14 protein-coding genes are annotated in these 16410 nt (G+C 75.9%); 1 reads left to right on the forward strand and 13 read right to left on the reverse strand.

The window, feature by feature from the left end; genetic code table 11:
- The 5 genes from ACFQ11_RS33655 to ACFQ11_RS33675 form a co-directional block, all read right to left on the reverse strand.
- On the reverse strand, window positions 1-1011 hold a 1011-nt coding region (locus ACFQ11_RS33655; protein ID WP_378306211.1), incomplete at its 3' end, for a transcription antitermination factor NusB.
- Window positions 1011-1940, reverse strand: a complete 930-nt coding sequence (gene fmt, locus ACFQ11_RS33660; protein WP_378306213.1) for a methionyl-tRNA formyltransferase — start codon at window positions 1938-1940, stop codon at window positions 1011-1013. The genes fmt and ACFQ11_RS33655, both read right to left, overlap by 1 nt.
- Window positions 1941-1995: 55 nt before the next feature.
- The gene (def, locus tag ACFQ11_RS33665) at window positions 1996-2541 is read right to left on the reverse strand and encodes a peptide deformylase (protein ID WP_378306215.1); all 546 of its coding nucleotides are present in this window, start codon (window positions 2539-2541) and stop codon (window positions 1996-1998) included.
- Window positions 2542-2608: 67 nt separating this feature from the next.
- Window positions 2609-4402 (reverse strand): hypothetical protein, encoded by a 1794-nt coding sequence (locus tag ACFQ11_RS33670; protein WP_378306218.1) that lies wholly within the window; start codon window positions 4400-4402, stop codon window positions 2609-2611.
- Between the two features lie 16 nt (window positions 4403-4418).
- The gene (locus ACFQ11_RS33675; RefSeq protein WP_378306220.1) at window positions 4419-6521 is read right to left on the reverse strand and encodes a primosomal protein N'; all 2103 of its coding nucleotides are present in this window, start codon (window positions 6519-6521) and stop codon (window positions 4419-4421) included.
- A 179-nt stretch (window positions 6522-6700) separates the two neighbouring features.
- On the opposite strand from ACFQ11_RS33675, the gene ACFQ11_RS33680 reads away from it, so the two are divergent.
- A complete protein-coding gene (locus ACFQ11_RS33680; RefSeq protein WP_378306223.1) occupies window positions 6701-8368 on the forward strand; it encodes an MFS transporter in 1668 nt (555 codons plus the stop codon).
- Window positions 8369-8462: 94 nt separating this feature from the next.
- Here ACFQ11_RS33680 and metK read toward each other — a convergent pair whose 3' ends face one another.
- The 8 genes from metK to ACFQ11_RS33720 form a co-directional block, all read right to left on the reverse strand.
- A complete protein-coding gene (gene metK / locus ACFQ11_RS33685) occupies window positions 8463-9668 on the reverse strand; it encodes a methionine adenosyltransferase (protein WP_378306225.1) in 1206 nt (401 codons plus the stop codon).
- Between the two features lie 117 nt (window positions 9669-9785).
- Window positions 9786-11015 carry a bifunctional phosphopantothenoylcysteine decarboxylase/phosphopantothenate--cysteine ligase CoaBC gene (gene coaBC / locus ACFQ11_RS33690; protein ID WP_378306227.1) on the reverse strand — a complete coding sequence of 410 codons (1230 nt, stop codon included), beginning with the start codon at window positions 11013-11015 and terminating at the stop codon, window positions 9786-9788.
- Window positions 11016-11117: 102 nt separating this feature from the next.
- Window positions 11118-11372 (reverse strand): DNA-directed RNA polymerase subunit omega, encoded by a 255-nt coding sequence (gene rpoZ, locus ACFQ11_RS33695; RefSeq protein WP_026405772.1) that lies wholly within the window; start codon window positions 11370-11372, stop codon window positions 11118-11120.
- Between the two features lie 53 nt (window positions 11373-11425).
- Entirely contained in the window at window positions 11426-12037 is a 612-nt protein-coding gene (gmk, locus tag ACFQ11_RS33700; protein WP_378306237.1) for a guanylate kinase, read from the reverse strand.
- A 127-nt stretch (window positions 12038-12164) separates the two neighbouring features.
- A complete protein-coding gene (gene mihF / locus ACFQ11_RS33705; protein WP_151016644.1) occupies window positions 12165-12491 on the reverse strand; it encodes an integration host factor, actinobacterial type in 327 nt (108 codons plus the stop codon).
- A gap of 1105 nt (window positions 12492-13596) precedes the next feature.
- Window positions 13597-14313 (reverse strand): orotidine-5'-phosphate decarboxylase, encoded by a 717-nt coding sequence (pyrF, locus tag ACFQ11_RS33710; RefSeq protein ID WP_378306230.1) that lies wholly within the window; start codon window positions 14311-14313, stop codon window positions 13597-13599.
- The gene (locus ACFQ11_RS33715; protein WP_378306233.1) at window positions 14310-15290 is read right to left on the reverse strand and encodes a dihydroorotate dehydrogenase; all 981 of its coding nucleotides are present in this window, start codon (window positions 15288-15290) and stop codon (window positions 14310-14312) included. The genes pyrF and ACFQ11_RS33715 overlap by 4 nt, the downstream gene beginning before the upstream one ends.
- Window positions 15287-16189, reverse strand: coding sequence for an iron-sulfur cluster-binding protein (locus tag ACFQ11_RS33720; RefSeq protein ID WP_378306235.1), 903 nt, complete (start codon window positions 16187-16189; stop codon window positions 15287-15289). Before ACFQ11_RS33720 ends, ACFQ11_RS33715 begins: the two co-directional genes overlap by 4 nt.
- Window positions 16190-16410: the final 221 nt, after the last annotated feature.

A 16410-nucleotide genomic window follows, 5' to 3' on the forward strand; every position in this document is an offset into this window, starting at 1 on the left:
CCCGGCCCGGCCGTCCACGGCGCCGCGCACCAGGCCCGCCCGGTGCGGCTGGACGTCGGCGGCGACGAGCCGCGCGTCCCGCCGCGTCGCGATCGCCGACAGCAGGCCCGCCTTGCCGCCGGGCCCCGCGCAGACGTCGGCCCAGCGCGCGTCCCGCCCGTCCACCGGGACCTCGGTGAGCGCGAGGGCGACGAGCTGGCTGGCCTCGTCCTGGACGGCGGCGCGGCCCTCCCGGACGGCGGCGACGGCGGCCGGGTCGCCGTCGGGCAGGACGGCGCCGTGCGGCGAGTACGGGGCGGGTTCGGCGCCCGCATCGACCAGTTCGCCGACGGTGGCGCGGCCGGGGCGGGCGACGAGCGTCACCCGCGGGCGGGCGTTGTCGGCGGCGAGCAGGTCCTCGATCTCGGCCTGGCCCACGGCGTCGCGCAGCGCCGACACGATCCACTTCGGGTGGCTGTGCGCGACCGACAGCCGCGTCACCGGCTCCGCGTCGGGCGGCGCGATGATCGCGAGCCAGGCGTCGAGGTCGCGCCCGGCGACCTTGCGGAGCACCGCGTTGGCGAACTTCGCCTGCCCGGGCCCGGCGACCGAGCGCGCCAGCTCCACGGTTGTGCCGACGGCGGCGTGCGGCGGGATGCGGGTGGCGAGGATCTGGTGGGCGCCGAGCCGCAGGACGTCCAGCAGCGGGGCGTCGATGCGGCGCAGCTCGCGGTCGCTGCACAGCGCCAGGACGGCGTCGTAGGTGCCGCGACCGCGCAGCGTCCCGTAGGTCAGCTCGGTGGCGAGCGCGGCGTCGCGGCCGGTCAGCTCGCGGTCGCGGAGCCGGGCGGGCAGCAGCAGGTTGGCGTAGGCGTCCCGGGTCTCGACGGCGCGGATGACGTCGAACGCGGTGCGGCGGACGAGGTCCTGCGGGCGCCCGGTGCGGCGCGGACCGCCGGGACGCCGGCCGGCGCCGCCGCCCCGGCCGCGGTCGCCCCGGTTTCCGCCGTGCCCGCGGGTGGAGTGCGGCATCAGCGCAGCACGTCCTCACCGGTGATGCCGGCCCCGCGCGCCCAGTCGGCGGCGGGCATGGGCCGCTTGCCGGGCGGCTGGACCTCGCCGAGGACGACGGGGTGCGTGGCCGTCCCGGCCAGCACCTCCTTCTTGCCGGCGCGCAGCCGCCCCGGGGGCAGCGGCTCGGCGTCCGGCGGCGCCGGGCGGACCGGCCCGAGCTTCAGCCGCGCGTCCCGGAACTCCGTCCACGCGCCCGGCGCGGGCGTGCACGCCCGGACGAGCCGGTCGACGTGCCGCGCGGGGGACGCCCAGTCGACGCGGGCGTCCTCGGGGGTGAGCTTCGCGGCGTGCGAGACGCCCTCGGCCGGCTGCGGCCGCGCCTCCAGCACCCCGGCCTCGATGCCGTTCATGGTGTCCAGCAGCAGGCCCGCGCCCGCGGCGGCGAGGCGCCCGAGCAGGGCGCCGGAGGTGTCGTCCGGCCGGATCGGCTCGGTCAGCACCCCGTAGACGGGGCCGGTGTCGAGCCCCTCCTCGATCTGGAACGTGGCCGCGCCCGTCACGTCGTCGCCGTGCAGGATGGCGCGCTGGACGGGCGCCGCGCCGCGCCACGCGGGCAGCAGCGAGAAGTGCAGGTTCACCCAGCCGTGCCGGGGGACGTCGAGGGCCTCGCGGGGCAGCAGCGCCCCGTAGGCGACGACCGGGCAGCAGTCGGGGGCGATCTCCCGCAGCCGGTCGAGGAACTCGGGGTCGCGGGCCTTCGCCGGCTTGAGCACCTCGATCCCGGCCTCCGCGGCGCGCAGCGCCACGGGGCTCGCGGCGACGCGGCGGCCCCGGCCCGCGCGCCCGTCCGGGCGGGTGACGACGGCGGCGACCTCGTGGTCGGAGGCCAGCAGCGCGTCCAGCGACGGCAGCGCCGTGTCGGGCGTCCCGGCGAAGACGAGCCTCATCGGTCCAGCTCCCCGGCGGCGCCCGCGCGCCGCGCCGCGGAACGGGCGAGCGCCATCACAGCGCCTTCCCGAACGTGCGGTGCGGCGACTCCTTCACGACCGGGGCCGGGTCGCCGAACCACTCGGCCTCGCGGATCGCCTTCATCGCGGCCTTGCGCTGCTCCGGGTCCATCCGGTCGATGAAGATCACGCCGTCCAGGTGGTCGGTCTCGTGCTGGACGCAGCGCGCCAGCAGGTGCGTGCCCTCCAGCGTGATCGGCTCCCCGTGCATGTTGAAGCCCTTCGCGACGACCCCCACGGCGCGCGGCGTCGGGAACGCCAGGCCGGGCAGCGACAGGCAGCCCTCGTCGTCGGTCTCCTGCTCGTCCGACAGGTCGAGGGTCGGGTTGACGACGTGCCCGAGGCGGTCGTCCACGTAGTAGGTGAACACGCGCAGGCCGACGCCGAGCTGCGGCGCGGCCAGCCCCACCCCGGGTGCGTCGATCATCGTGTCGGTGAGGTCCTTGACGAGCTTGCGCAGCTCCTTGTCGAAGTCCCTCACCGGCTCGGCGGGAGTGCGCAGCACGGGATCGCCGAAGAGGCGGATGGGCTTGACGGCCAAGGAGGGCTCCGTTTCCTGCGGGGTCGAACGCTCGATCGTGGGACGTGCCGTCCAGTTTACGGAGGCGTCAGGCGGATCGCGCCTTGTAGGCGGCGGTGCGCGCGGTCTTGGCGACGAGCCGGTCGGGGTGGTGGTCCCCGAGGGCCTCCAGCACCTCGACGAGATCCGGGTGCTCGACGCGCCACAGCTCGTCCACCATCGCCGCCATGTCGGCGTCCGCCGCGACGTCGGCGAGCGCGGCCTCGACGGCCTCGGCGGCGTCGGCGGTCTCCATCATCCCCGCGACGGTGTCGACGAACACCCACAGGTACTCGCCGCGGGTCAGCTCCCGGCCCTCCGGGTCGCCCGCGGCCGCCAGCCACATCGCGGCGTACGGGGCGACCAGCGGGTGCCCGGCCGCCGCGCGCACGACGGGCGCGGCGTCCGCGCCGATGCGCTGCAGGACGGCGGCGGCGAGGCTGCGGGCGCCCGGGCCGCCGGTCCGCATCACGTCGAGGAGCTCCGCGGCGGCCGCGGCGGCGTCCCGGCCGTCCAGCCAGCCGCCGATCTCCTCGTCCGCGGTGTCGGGGCGGTGCCAGACGAGGCCCGCGACCAGCTCGGCCGCCGTCGCGCCCGCCAGGTCGCCGACGACCGGCGCCAGGAACCCGTCGGCCACCAGCAGCTCCCGGACGGCCCAGACCGCGAGCGGCGTCAGCGCGCGGCCGCCCGCGTCCCCCGCCGGTTCGATGATCCCCCACTCCGCCAGGACGTCCAGCTCCCGGCGGAACGCGTCGGCGAGGAGCCGCGACATGGCCGCGCCCTCCTCCTCGACCACGTACTGCTCCCCGATGTGGTCGATCATCGCGGCGACGAGCTCGTCCGGCGGGGTCGGCTCGTCCTGCTCGTACAGGTGGATCAGGACGCCCGTCAGCGCGTTCTGCACCAGCTCGGCGGCGTCGAGCCCGTCCTCGTAGTCGTGCTCGGGCACCGCGACGGCGTCGAACAGCGGCAGCCACGCGGCCAGCAGCGCGGCGTCGTCGGCGGACCGCAGGCCCGCCAGCGCGGGGCCGGGCGCCGCCCGGCCGTCCTCGACCTCGATCGCCTCGGCGGCCGCGGCGGCCCACCAGAGCCGCTCCAGCTCGCCCTCGGCGCCGCCGCCGGGCCCGCCGTCCGGGTCCGTCAGGCCGAGGACGCGGCGGGCCTCCGCGGCGTCGGCGTCGGTCAGGGTCTCGTGCTCGGTCAGCTCCCGCTCGCCCGTCCACTCGGCCAGCGCGACGACCGCCGCGGTGAGCCGGGACGCGCGCGCCGCCGCGGCCAGCTCCGCCTCCGGCGCGATCCGGACGGGCGGGACGACGCGCTCCTCGACCTCCCGCAGGTACTCCTCGGTGCGGGCGAACCGCTCCTCCTCCGGGAGGTTCTCGAAGTCCCGCACCCAGTTCTCGACGGCCTCCTGATCGTCCATGGCGACGCCGTCGGACCGCATCAGCCCCGCGACGACCTCCGCGGCGGCCTGCTGCTCGGCGGCGTCGAAGTCCCCGACGATCTCGGTGAACTCGGGCGCGACCCGGTCGATCTCGGTCTCCAGCGCGGCCGCGTCCGGCGCGGTGACCGCCCCGGAGTCGCGCAGGTACGCGACGACGCCGCGCAGCGCCGCGAGCACGGTCGGGACGTCGTCGGCGGCCGCGACGACCGCCTCGGGGAACACCTCCAGCAGGAGGCTCCGGAGCCGCTCGGGGGTCAGTTCCCCGGGGCCCGGCAGGCCCAGCTCGTCCCGCATCAGCTCCAGCAGGATGCGCGTGCCCTGCCCGTCGAGCTTCTCTCCGCGCTCGTCCGCCCACCGCCGCAGGTCGCGGTCGGTCGACTCCACCCAGTTATCGGCCACCAGAGCACCCTATTGGTCAGATCAGCTCCAGGGGGTCGATCTCGACGCGTACGGCCTCCGCCGCTTTCCGCGCACTGCGAACGCCCCTGGCCTCCTTCAGCGCGCGCGCCAGCGCCGGGCCGTCGCGCGGCGGGACGCGGACGAGCGCGCGCTCCCGCTCGGCCGCCTCGGCCCGCTGCGCGCCGGGCGGCTGCGGGACGGGAACCGGGCCCAGCACCTCCGCGCCGTCCGGCAGGCGGGCGTCGGCCAGGAGCTCGCGGATCGCGGCGGGCGCGCCGGTCAGCGACGCCATCCGCACCGCCGGCGGGAACCCCGCCTCGCGCCGCTCGGCCAGTTCCCGTTCCGCGAACGTCACCGGGTCCCACCGGACGAGCGCCTGCACCGGCGGCAGCGTCCCGTCCGCCCCCACGACCACCGCCCCGCCGGGACGGACGAGCGCCGCCGCGTTCATCCACCGGCGCAGCGCCTCCTCGGCGGCCCGCAGGTCCGGGCGGCCCAGCAGGACCCAGCCGTCCAGCAGCAGCGCGGCCGTGAAACCGTCCTCGGCGGGCGGCTCGGCGCCCGGCGTCGCCACCACCAGGGCCCGCTCCGGGCCGACCCGGTCGAGGATCGCGTCCCGCCCCGACGTGCGCACCGGCACCCCCGGGAACGCGCGGCCCAGCTCCTCGGCCGTCCGCTTCGCCCCCACGACCATCGCGCGCAGCCGCGCGGACCGGCACTCCGCGCACCGCCAGTCGCCCGCGATCCGGCCGCACCACCGGCAGTAGGGGGCGGCGTGCGACGACGGCAGCGCCAGCGGCCCCTGGCACGCCGCGCACCGCGCGGGCGTCCGGCACCGGACGCACGCCAGCCCCGGCACGTACCCGCGCCTCGGCACCTGCACCAGCACCGGACCGTCGTCCAGCGCGCGCCGGGCCGCCTGGAACGCCATGTTCGGCAGCCGCGCCGTCCGGGCGGCGGCGTCCCGGGCCAGCTCCGCCTCCTCCCCCACGTACCGGACGCGCGGCATGACCTGCCGGATCCGCGCCCGGTCGGGGGCGAGCGCGTGCGCCCACCCCGTCTCGACCAGCCGGGCCGCCTCGGTCGTGCGGGTGAAACCGCCGATCAGCGCCGCCGCGCCCGACCGGTGCGCCCGCAGCGCCAGCACCTCGCGCGGATGCGGATAGGGCGCGTGCGGCTCGGCGTGCACGTCGTCGCCGTCGTCCCACAGCACCACGAGGCCGAGGTCGGCGACGGGCGCGAACATCGCCGCGCGCGTCCCGACCACCGCGCGCGCCGTGCCGCGCAGGACCGCCAGCCACCTGCGGTACCGCTCGGCGGGCCCGGTCTCGGCGGTGAGGGCGACATGGCGGCCCTCCCCCAGCTCCCGGGTCAGCGCCGCGTCCACGCGGGCGACGTCGCGGCCGTCCGCCAGCACGACCAGCGCGCCTCGCCCGGCCCGCAGCGCCGTCGCGGCGGCCCGCGCGATCGCGTCCGTCCAGCGGGGGCCGGGCAGCGCCGTCCAGACCGCGCGCGGCGCCCGCCCCTCGGCGAGCGCGGCCAGGAACGACGGCCCGGCCGGGTACTCGGCCCAGGGGCCCGGGCCCGCGTCACCCTCCGGCGGGGGCGGCGGAGCCGGCGGTTCCTCCGCCTCGACCCGGGCGTGCCGCGGCGGGACGGCGAGCCGCACGACGTCCGCGAACGTCCCGGCGTACCGGTCGGCGACCTCCCGCGCCAGCGCGGCGATCTGCGGGGTGAGCACCGGCTCGGGCGAGGTGACCCGTTCCACGTACATCAGGGCGCCCTCGTGGTCGCTCTCGGCGACGCGCTCGAGCAGCAGGCCGTCCACGAGCTGCCCCCGGAACCGGACCCGCACCCGGCACCCGGGCACCGCCTGCGCGGCGAGCCCGGCGGGCACCAGGTAGTCGAACGGCCGGTCGAGGTGCGGCAGCGGGATGTCGACGGCGACCCGCGCGACCGGCAGCTCCTCCGCGGGGACCTTGGCGCCCTTCTTCGGCTTCTGCGCCGGTTTCTTCCCCGGCTTCTTCTCGTCGCCGTCCTTGGCCGGCGCGCGCGGGAGATCGGCGAGCCCGGGGATCAGGTCCGCGCCCCCGCTGTCTTCCCCGGCTGCCTTGGTCACGCCCCCGTCCTATCAGACGCCCCCGACCACCCGACGCCATCGCGCCCGCCTCGCCCGCGGACGAGTCGCGAGAGTCGCGGGCCGGCGGGGGCGGGCCGTTTTGTGCCGGGTACCGGAACCGTGAATCATTGGCGGATGCCTCCCGTGCCCTGTTCGTTCACCATGTCCCCGCAGGTCTCGTGAGCGTCGCGCGAGCGCCCGGGCGGCCGGAGGCCCCGGCCGGGGACGCGCGGCCGGCCCGTCCCGCGCCGCCGGCGTCCGGGTGGCGCCGGTACGCGAGCCCGCGGCATCCGGTGACCGCGGCGGCGCTGACCGCCGCCGTCCTGCACCTCGTCTGGGCGCTGTTCCTGGCCACGGAGGGCGGCGACCTCGCCGCGCAGGCCGCCTGGACGGACTTCGCCGCCGAGCATCCCGGCGCCGCGTACAGCTTCTCCTGGTACGGCGGGATGCATCCCGTCTCCTACAGCGTCATCTCCCCGTACGTCATGGCGCTGTTCGGGATCCGGACGGTCGCCACCGTGACGGGCGTCCTGTCGGCCGCGCTGACCGCGCACCTGCTCGTGCGGTTCCGCGCGCCGGTCGCGCTGCCCGCGGCGGTGTGGGCGGCGTTCGCGCTGGCCTGCAACAGCGCCTCCGGACGCACGACGTTCGGGCTCGGCCTGACGTTCGCGCTCGCGGCGGCCGCCCTGGCGTTCACGCGGCGCGGCACGCCCGCGCGGCGGGGCGCCGGGATGGTCGCGTGCAGCCTGCTCGCGTCCCTGGCGAGCCCCGTCGCGGGACTGTTCCTGCTGGTCCTGTCGGGCACGCTGGCGCTGACCCGGCGGTTCCGCGCCGCCGCCGCCGTCGGGATCGGGCTGCCCGTGGTGTCCGGGACGACCAGCGTGCTGTTCCCGTTCGGCGGGGTGCAGCCGATCTCGTTCGACGCGATCGTGCTCCCCACGCTGGCGAGCGTCCTCGCGATCCTGTTCTGCGCGCCCGCGACCTGGCGGTTCGTCCGGCTCGCCGCCGGCGTGTACCTCACCGGGATCCTGCTGACCTGGCTGGTCCCGTCGCCGGTGGGCAGCAACGTGGAACGGCTGGCGCTGCTGTTCGGCGGCATGTTCCTGCTGGTGGCGGTCGGGGGCGCGCGGGGCCGGGTCCGGGTGGCGGCGCTGTCCCTGGCGTTCGTCGTGACGGCCGCCTGGCAGGTCGTGAAACCCGTGGACGACCTCGTCCACACCGAGCCCGCGGCGCGCGCCGCGGGCCACGCGCGCGGCCTCGTCGCCGAACTGGAGGCCCTGGACGCGGACGAGAGCCGCATCGAGGTCGTGCCGCTGCGATCGCACTGGGAGTCGTCGGGCCTGGCCCGCGATTTCGTCCTGGCGCGCGGCTGGAACCGGCAGGTGGACGCCGAGCGCCACGGGCTGTTCTACGAGGAGGGCGCGCTCACCGCCGAGTCGTACCGCGACTGGCTGCACGAGTGGGCGGTCAAGTGGGTCGTGCTGCCCGCGCAGGAGGTCGACTGGGCCGCCGAGGAGGAGGCGGCGCTCGTCCGGTCGGAACCGGCGTACCTGGCGGAGGTGTGGCGCGACGAGCATTGGCGCCTGTTCCGCGTGCGGCACGCCACCCCGCTGGTGGGCGCGCCCGGCGCGGTGGCGCGGCTGGAGGCGGGCGGGCTCGCCGTCGACATGCCGGCGGCCGGGTCGGTGCCGGTGCGCGTCGCCTGGTCCCCGTGGCTGGACGTCGACGGCGGCGCGTGCCTGCGCCGCGAGGGCCGCTTCGTGCGGCTGGACGTCCCGGCGGCGGGCCGCTACACGCTCGCGGCACGGTACGGCGCGCTGGGCCACGGCACGCGCTGCCCCTCCTGAACCGCCCCTCCTGAACCGCCCGCCCCGAGCGGCGCCTCCCGGGGCATGCCGAAGGCCCCGGGCGCGCGGTGCGCCCGGGGCCCGGTGCGGTCCGTCAGAGTCCGGCGGCGGAGGCCAGGGCCTTCGCGCGGTCCGTGGACTCCCAGGAGAAGTCGGGCTCGGACCGGCCGAAGTGGCCGTAAGCGGCCGTCTGCGAGTAGATCGGGCGGAGCAGGTCGAGGTCGCGGACGATCGCGCCCGGACGGAGGTCGAAGACCTCGTCGACGGCCTTCTCGATCTTGTCCGGGTCGACCTTCTCCGTGCCGAAGGTCTCCACGAACACGCCGACCGGGTGCGCCTTGCCGATCGCGTAGGCGACCTGGACCTCGGCGCGGTCGGCGAGCCCGGCGGCCACGATGTTCTTGGCGACCCAGCGCATCGCGTACGCGGCCGAGCGGTCGACCTTGGACGGGTCCTTGCCGGAGAACGCGCCGCCGCCGTGCCGGGCCATGCCGCCGTAGGTGTCCACGATGATCTTGCGGCCGGTGAGGCCGGCGTCGCCCATCGGGCCGCCGATCTCGAAGCGGCCGGTCGGGTTCACCAGCAGCCGGTAGCCGTCGGTGTCCAGCTCGAACGCGGCCAGCACCGGGTCGACCACGTGCTCCTTGACGTCGGGCGTCAGGAGCTCCTTGAGGTCGATGTCGGGGGCGTGCTGCGACGACACGACGACGGTGTCGAGGCGGACGCCGCGGTCGCCGTCGTACTCGATGGTGACCTGCGTCTTGCCGTCGGGACGCAGGTAGGGGACGGTGCCCTCCTTGCGGACGGCCGACAGCCGCTGCGCGAGCCGGTGCGCCAGCGTGATCGGCAGCGGCATCAGCTCGGGGGTCTCGTTGGTGGCGTAGCCGAACATCAGGCCCTGGTCGCCCGCGCCCTGCTTGTCCAGCTCGTCGCCGCGCTTGTCGCGGTCGTCGCCGGCGCGGGTCTCGTAGGCGTCGTCGACGCCCTGCGCAATGTCGGGCGACTGGGCGCCGATGGACACCGACACGCCGCAGGAGTGGCCGTCGAAGCCCTTCTTGGACGAGTCGTAGCCGATCTCGAGGATCTTCTCCCGGATGATGCTCGGGATGTCCACGTAGGTCTCGGTGGTGACCTCGCCGGCGACGTGCACCTGGCCGGTCGTGATCATGGTCTCGACGGCGACCCGGCTCTTCGGGTCGTCCTTGAGCATCGAGTCGAGGATCGCGTCACTGATCTGGTCCGCGATCTTGTCCGGGTGTCCTTCGGTGACGGACTCGGAGGTGAACAGGCGGCGAGACACGTACGTGAACTCCTTGCAGCGGCTGCTGACTGACGTCGCAGGACGGATGGTACTTCGGTTCGGCGGGGGTCGCCTCGCCCGGGCGACCCGAGGGTCCCAGCAGTCTAACCGGATCGATCAGGATCGAGGTTTCAGGCGGGCGGCGACGAGGTCCCACACCGTGTCGGCGAGCTCCTCCTTGGCTCCGCGCGGGACGTCGGTGCGGGAGCCGTCCGCGCCGAGCACGACCGCCGCGTTGTCGGGCGTCCCGAACCCGAGCCGCTCGCCGACCTGGTTGACGACCAGCAGGTCGCTGCGCTTGCGGGCGAGCTTGGCCCGGCCGTTGGCGAGGACGTCGTCGGTCTCGGCCGCGAACCCGACGATCACCTGGCCGGGACGGCGGTGCTCGCCGATTTCGGCCAGGATGTCGGGGTTCTTCACCAGCGCGATCGGCTCCGGTTCGCCGTCCGGCGTCTTCTTGATCTTCGAGCCGCGGTAGGCGGCGGGCCGGAAGTCGGCCACGGCGGCGGCCATCACGACCGCGTCGGCGTCCCCGGCGGCCTCCAGGACGGCCGTGCGCATCTCCTCCGCGGATCCCACGGGCACGACGCGGGCGCCCGCCGGGTCCGGCAGGGCGACGTTGGCGGCGACCACCGTCACGCGGGCGCCCCGCGCGACGGCGGTGCGGGCGAGCGCGTACCCCTGGAGGCCGGACGAGCGGTTGCCGATGAACCGGACGGGGTCGATCGCCTCGCGCGTCCCGCCGGCGGAGACGACGACGTGCCGCCCGGCGAGGTCGCGCGCGGATTCGCCCCGCTCGCGGTCGCCGCGCGCGAGGACGCGGCGGGCGACCTCGAACAGCTCGGCGGGGTCGGGCAGCCGGCCGGGACCGGTGTCGGCGCCGGTGAGCCGCCCGGAGGCGGGCTCGACGACGATCGCGCCGCGGGCCCGCAGCGTCGCGACGTTGTCGCGGGTGGCGGGGTGCTCCCACATCTCGGTGTGCATCGCGGGCGCGAACACCACCGGGCAGCGGGCGGTGAGGAGGGTGTTGGTGAGCAGGTCGTCGGCCAGGCCGTGCGCGGCGCGGGCGAGCAGGTCGGCGGTGGCGGGCGCGACGAACACCAGGTCGGCGGTCTGCCCGAGCCGGACGTGCGGGACGCCGGCGACGCCGTCCCAGACGTCCGGGGAGACGGGGTGCCCCGACAGCGCCGCCCAGGTGGGCTCGCCGACGAAGCGCAGCGCGTCCGCCGTGGGCACGACGCGCACGTCGTGGCCCGATTCGGTGAGCCGCCGCAGCAGCTCGCACACCTTGTACGCGGCGATGCCCGCGCCGACTCCGAGGACGACGCGGGGCTTACCGGTGGTCATGCTGTCACTCTCCCGGCTCACCGGCCCGGTTCACGCTCCCAGGCGCGGCACCCGGTCCGTTCGGGCCGCGCCGCCGGTCCGGCTGCGAGCGGCCCGGGGGTCTCAGCCCTCGATGGGCTCGGCGTTGAGCAGGCCCTCGCGCGTCTCGCGGAGCGCGATCGACAGGGGCTTCTCCTGGACCTGGGTCTCGACGAGCGGGCCGACGTACTCCAGCAGGCCCTCGCCGAGCTGGGCGTAGTAGGCGTTGATCTGCCGGGCGCGCTTGGCCGCGATGCTCACGAGGCCGTACTTGGTGTCGACGACCTCGAGGAGCTCGTCGATCGACGGGTTGGTGATGCCTTCGCTGCTGGCTGCCACTCCGTGGCCTTCCACTAGGGTGCGGGCCGTGTCCGCCGGTGGGCGGACTTCGGTCATTGAACAGCCATCAAGGCTAGCAGCTCGGAGCACACGTCCCGTACGGACGTGTTCACGAGCGTGACGTCGAACTCCTTCTCGGCGGCGAGCTCGACGCGGGCGGCGTCCAGGCGCCGTTCGATCACCTCGGGGGGCTCGGTGCCGCGGCCGGTGAGGCGGCGGACGAGCTCCTCCCAGGAGGGGGGCGCGAGGAACACCAGCTGCGCCTGCGGCATGCTCTGCCGCACCTGGCGGGCGCCCTGCAGGTCGATCTCCAGCAGGACGGGCTCGCCGCGGGCGAGCCGCTCCTCGACGGGCCTGCGGGGGGTGCCGTACCGGTTCCCGGCGAACTCCGCCCATTCGAGCAGCTCTCCCTCGTCGACGAGCCGGTCGAAACCGGCGTCGTCGACGAAGAAGTACTGCACGCCGTGGGTCTCGCCCGGGCGGGGGGCCCGGGTGGTCACCGAGACCGACAGCCACACCCGGGGGTGCGAGCGCCGGATCTCGGCGACGACCGTGCTCTTGCCGACGCCCGACGGTCCGGAGAGGACCGTCAGCCGCCGGGCGAGCGGACCGTGCGTTGGGGAGCCGTCCGGCGCAGTCATGGGTGCGCCGGAGTCGGGCGGGATGGTGCCCGCCCCGGGGAGCCCGCCGGGGAGCCCGGCACCGGTCGACCCGGTGCCCGGCGCCCCGTTTCCGGGCGGCCCGGAGCCGGCCGCGGCGGTGGGACCGCCGCGCCCGTCCGTGAGTCGCGCGTCAGCGGTTCGCACTTCCGCCGAACTCACGCTCCAGGGAGGCGCGCTGGTTGGCGCCGAGGCCCCGCACGCGGCGGGACTCGGCGATGCCCAGGCGCTCCATGATCTGCTTCGCACGGACCTTGCCCACACCGGGCAGCGATTCCAGGAGGGCCGACACCTTCATCTTCCCGATGACGTCGTCGGTCTGACCCTCCTTGAGAACCTCGGCGAGCGAGGTTCCCCCGTGCTTGAGCCGGTTCTTAACCTCGGCCCGCTCCTTGCGGGCCTTGGCAGCCTTCTCCAGGGCTGCGGCGCGCTGTTCGGGGGTTAGGGGCGGAAGAGCCACGCCGGGTCACCTCAGGTTTCCACTCGACGGAGTCGGACGGGTTGGGAAACTAGCGAGTTGTTGCCCCATAAGGCAACGTGAAGTGCCGTTTAGCCCACCACAAAATCACGAAAATCACTCCCCGGAGTGTCCTCAATACAGAGTGTACACAACTTGGACGGTCCGGAAGCCGACCCCTGCACCTTGCTGGGACTTTCGGAAGATCGTGAAAAACCCCCCATTCGGCCCCGGTCCGCGGCAGAAGGTACCGCCCGGCGGGGCGTCCCGGGCGTCCGCGCCGGGGGCCGCGGCGCGCCGGCGGACCGTTCCCGCGGTCGTCCGGAACCCCCGCGGAACGGGCGGTGTGAACCTCCCCACAAGACGTCCCGACCGAGTGACGCTCGTCACGCCGCACCGTTCCGCACGTCGCGGCGGTCGCGCAACTGCCATCCTCGACAACACCCGCCCGCCAAGATCGTTCCCAACCCGGAGGCCCCCCGCCCGCACATCGCTCCCCGCTCCCCCGTCCGCCGGCGCGCCCCCGCGCCCGTCCACGGCCCCGCGCCCGCCCGGCGGGCCGAACGCGTTCCGCCGCACGGGAAACGCTCCCTCGAGACCCGTTCGTGAACACCGGGACGTTCACGTGTATCGCATTGTGGAAGTCCGGGGGTCGGCATTCGCGTGCCCGCCTAAAACCACAATGAGTGATCAGGGCCGCCCAACTGAGCGCCCACTGCACGCGATCCTAAATCCGGCTCGCAAAGCAAATCTCGCCATACGGACCTCCCCCGCCCCATAAAGCCGAACGCCCGCCGGTCATGACCGGCCGCGTGACTCACCGACGGTCAGGGCGACCGCCCGGGCGCCCCGGAAGGAAGCGCGGCGAAGCCTCGCCCGGCGCCTCCGAGCACCACCCGGCCAGTATCTTCGCACGTCAGGGCCGGTGCACCGCATCCGGGGTCACATCCGGAAGCTTCCCCCAGATGCCCGCGAAGACGGCAGATGAGACATCTCACCCGGACGGTGCCGCCATGACCCGCCCCATGACCGGCGAGGTGTCAAGAGGACGGCACGGCCGCCCTTGAGACCTGCCCACCGTCCCCTTCCCCGGACCCCGGCGTCGGGGTCAGGACGGGGTGGCGGGGCCCTCGGCGGAGGTGCGGCGGAGGGCGGCGGCCAGGGCGGCGGCCGCCGCGCCCGGGTCCGGGGCGCCGGTGATGGGACGGCCGACGACGAGCAGGTCCGCGCCCGCGGCGAGGGCCTCCCCGGGCGTCGCGACGCGGGCCTGGTCCTGGACCTCGGCGCCCGCGGGGCGCACCCCGGGCGTGATGAGCGTGATCTCCGGCCCGACCTCGGCGCGCACGGCGGCGGCCTCCTGCGGCGAGCACACCAGCGCCTGCGCGCCCGCCTCGACGGCCAGGACGGCGAGGCGGCGGACGGCGTCCGGGGCGGGCCCCTCGACGCCGAGCAGGGCGAGGTCGGCGTCGCCGAGGGACGTCAGCACGGTCACCGCCGCGATCTTGGTGGCGGGGGCGGCCTCCACCGCCTCCCGGATCATCGCGGGCCCGCCCGCGGCGTGCACGGTGAGGAAGGACGGCTTGAGCCGCGCCACGGCGCGGGCCGCGCCCCGCACGGTCGCGGGGATGTCGTGGAGCTTGAGGTCCAGGAACACCTGCACGCGGCTGGCGCCCCGGACGCTCGCGACGACGTCCGGGCCGTACCTCAGGTACAGCTCCAGGCCGACCTTGACGGTGGAGACGTGCGGCGTGACCAGGGTGGCCCAGCGCGCGGCCGTCTCCAGGTCGGGCGCGTCCAGCGCGACGGCGATGGGGGCGGCGGTCACGTTCTCTCCTTCTCGGGCTCGTCCGGCCGCACCTGCGGCGGCACGTATCCGGCGGGCCGGTGGGCCAGCCCGACGGCGTCGGCGAGGCTCCCGATCCCGCGGGCCGCGAGGGCCTCGTCGAGTTCGCGCAGGACGCGGGGGCCGGCCGTGGGATCGTGGAACAGGGCGGTGCCGACGGCGACCGCCGACGCCCCGGCGAGGACGAACTCCAGGGCGTCCAGGCCGGTGGCGATGCCGCCGACGCCGACGATCGGGGTGCGCGGCAGCGCGGCGTGCACCTGGTAGACGCAGCGGACCGCGACCGGGCGGATCGCCGGGCCCGACAGCCCGCCGGACACGCCGGTGAGGGCGGGCCGCAGCGTCTGCGGGTCGATCGCCATGCCCTCCATGGTGTTGATCAGCGTGAGCCCGTCCGCGCCCGCGTCGACGCACGCCAGCGCGATGGTGACGATGTCGGTGGCGTCCGGGGCGAGCTTCGCCAGGACCGGGACGCCGGAGCGCGCGTGGTCGCGGACGGCGCGGACGACCGCCGCGGCGGCCGCCGGGTGCCGCCCGAACGTCCCGCCGCGGTCGCCCGCGTTCGGGGCGGCGAGGTTGACCTCGATCGCGGCGACCCCGGGCACGCCGCGCAGCCGCCGCGACAGGTCGCCGTACTCCTCGACGCTGTTCCCCGCGACGGACACGATCGTGCGGACGTCCTGCTCGATGAGCCACGGCAGGTCGTGTTCGAGGAACGTCTCGATGCCGGGCCCCGGGAGCCCCATGGCGGTGAGGAGCCCGCTCGGGGTCTCGGCCACGCGCGGCGTGGGCCGTCCCGCGCGCGCTTGGGGCATCACAGACGTCGTGACGAACGCGCCAAGCCGGGACAGTTCGAAGAACTGGGACAGTTCACGTCCCGTTCCGCCGCACCCGGACGCGGTCAGGACGGGATTGGGCAGTCCCAGCGGGCCGATCGAGGTCCACAGCCGGTCGCTCACCGCTCGCTCCCTTCCGTGACGCCGCGCGCCCCGGGCGACAGGACGCGCGGCGCGCCGAGCGCGTCGAACGGGATGGTGCCGAGGTCGCCCCACCGGACGCGGTCGCCGCGCAGGACGGGCCCGTCCGCGCAGGCGCGCGCCATGCGGGTGACGCCGTCGTCGCCGTGGACGGGCAGGACGCACGTCATGCACACGCCGGTGCCGCACGCGCCCGTCCGCTGCATGAACTCCTCGACCGACACCTGGGACGGCAGCCCGAAGTCCCCGGCGATCCGGGTGACCGAGCGGAGCAGGTCGGTGGGGCCGCACCCGTAGACGACGTCCGCGGCCGTCTCGTCGATGACGCGGGGCAGCACGTCCCCGACGGTCCCCCGGTCGCCGAGCGTCCCGTCCGCCGTGACGACGGTGGCGCTGTCGCCGATGCGCTGCGCCATCCGCGACCCGAACACCTGCCGGGCGGACGGGCCGCCGAGGACGAAATGGACGCGGCAGCCGCGCCGCAGCAGCGAGTCGGCGAGCGCGAACAGCACCGCGCCGCCGGGCCCGCCGCCGGCCAGCAGGCAGTTCACCGGGTCGCGGGGCAGCCGGAACGGGCGCCCGAGCGGGCCGAGGAGGTCGAGCTGGTCGCGGGCGCGCAGCCCGGCGAGCCACCCGGTGCCGGGCTCGGTGTCGGCGAACACGACCTCGACCGTGCCGCCGTAGTCGGACTTGACCTCGTGCACCCCGAAGCAGCGGCGGACGAGCCGGGCCGTCTGCCGGCCGCCCACGGCGACCGCGATGAACTGGCCGGGCCGGAACCGCTCGGCGACGGCCGGGGCGACCAGCGTCATCGCGTGGTAGTCCTGCACCTGGCGGACCGTCAGGACCGTCGCCGACGTCTGCACCGGTGTGTCGGACACCCGCTCTCCCTCTCCTCGTCGCCTCGCCGCGCCGGACTCCCGGGCGCCGCCCCGCCGCACGCGCGCACGCACCGCCGCGGACCGCCCGCCCGAACGGAACGGCCCGAACGGAACGGCCCGAACGGAACGGCCCGAACGGAACGGCCCGGACGGAACCGCCCGGACGACCCCGCGCCGCCCGCGACCTCGGCCGCCGCGCCGCGCGGCGAACGCCCGCCCGG

The sequence above is a fragment of the Actinomadura sediminis genome (assembly GCF_042675525.1).
GTDB classification, from domain to species: Bacteria; Actinomycetota; Actinomycetes; order Streptosporangiales; family Streptosporangiaceae; genus Spirillospora; species Spirillospora sediminis.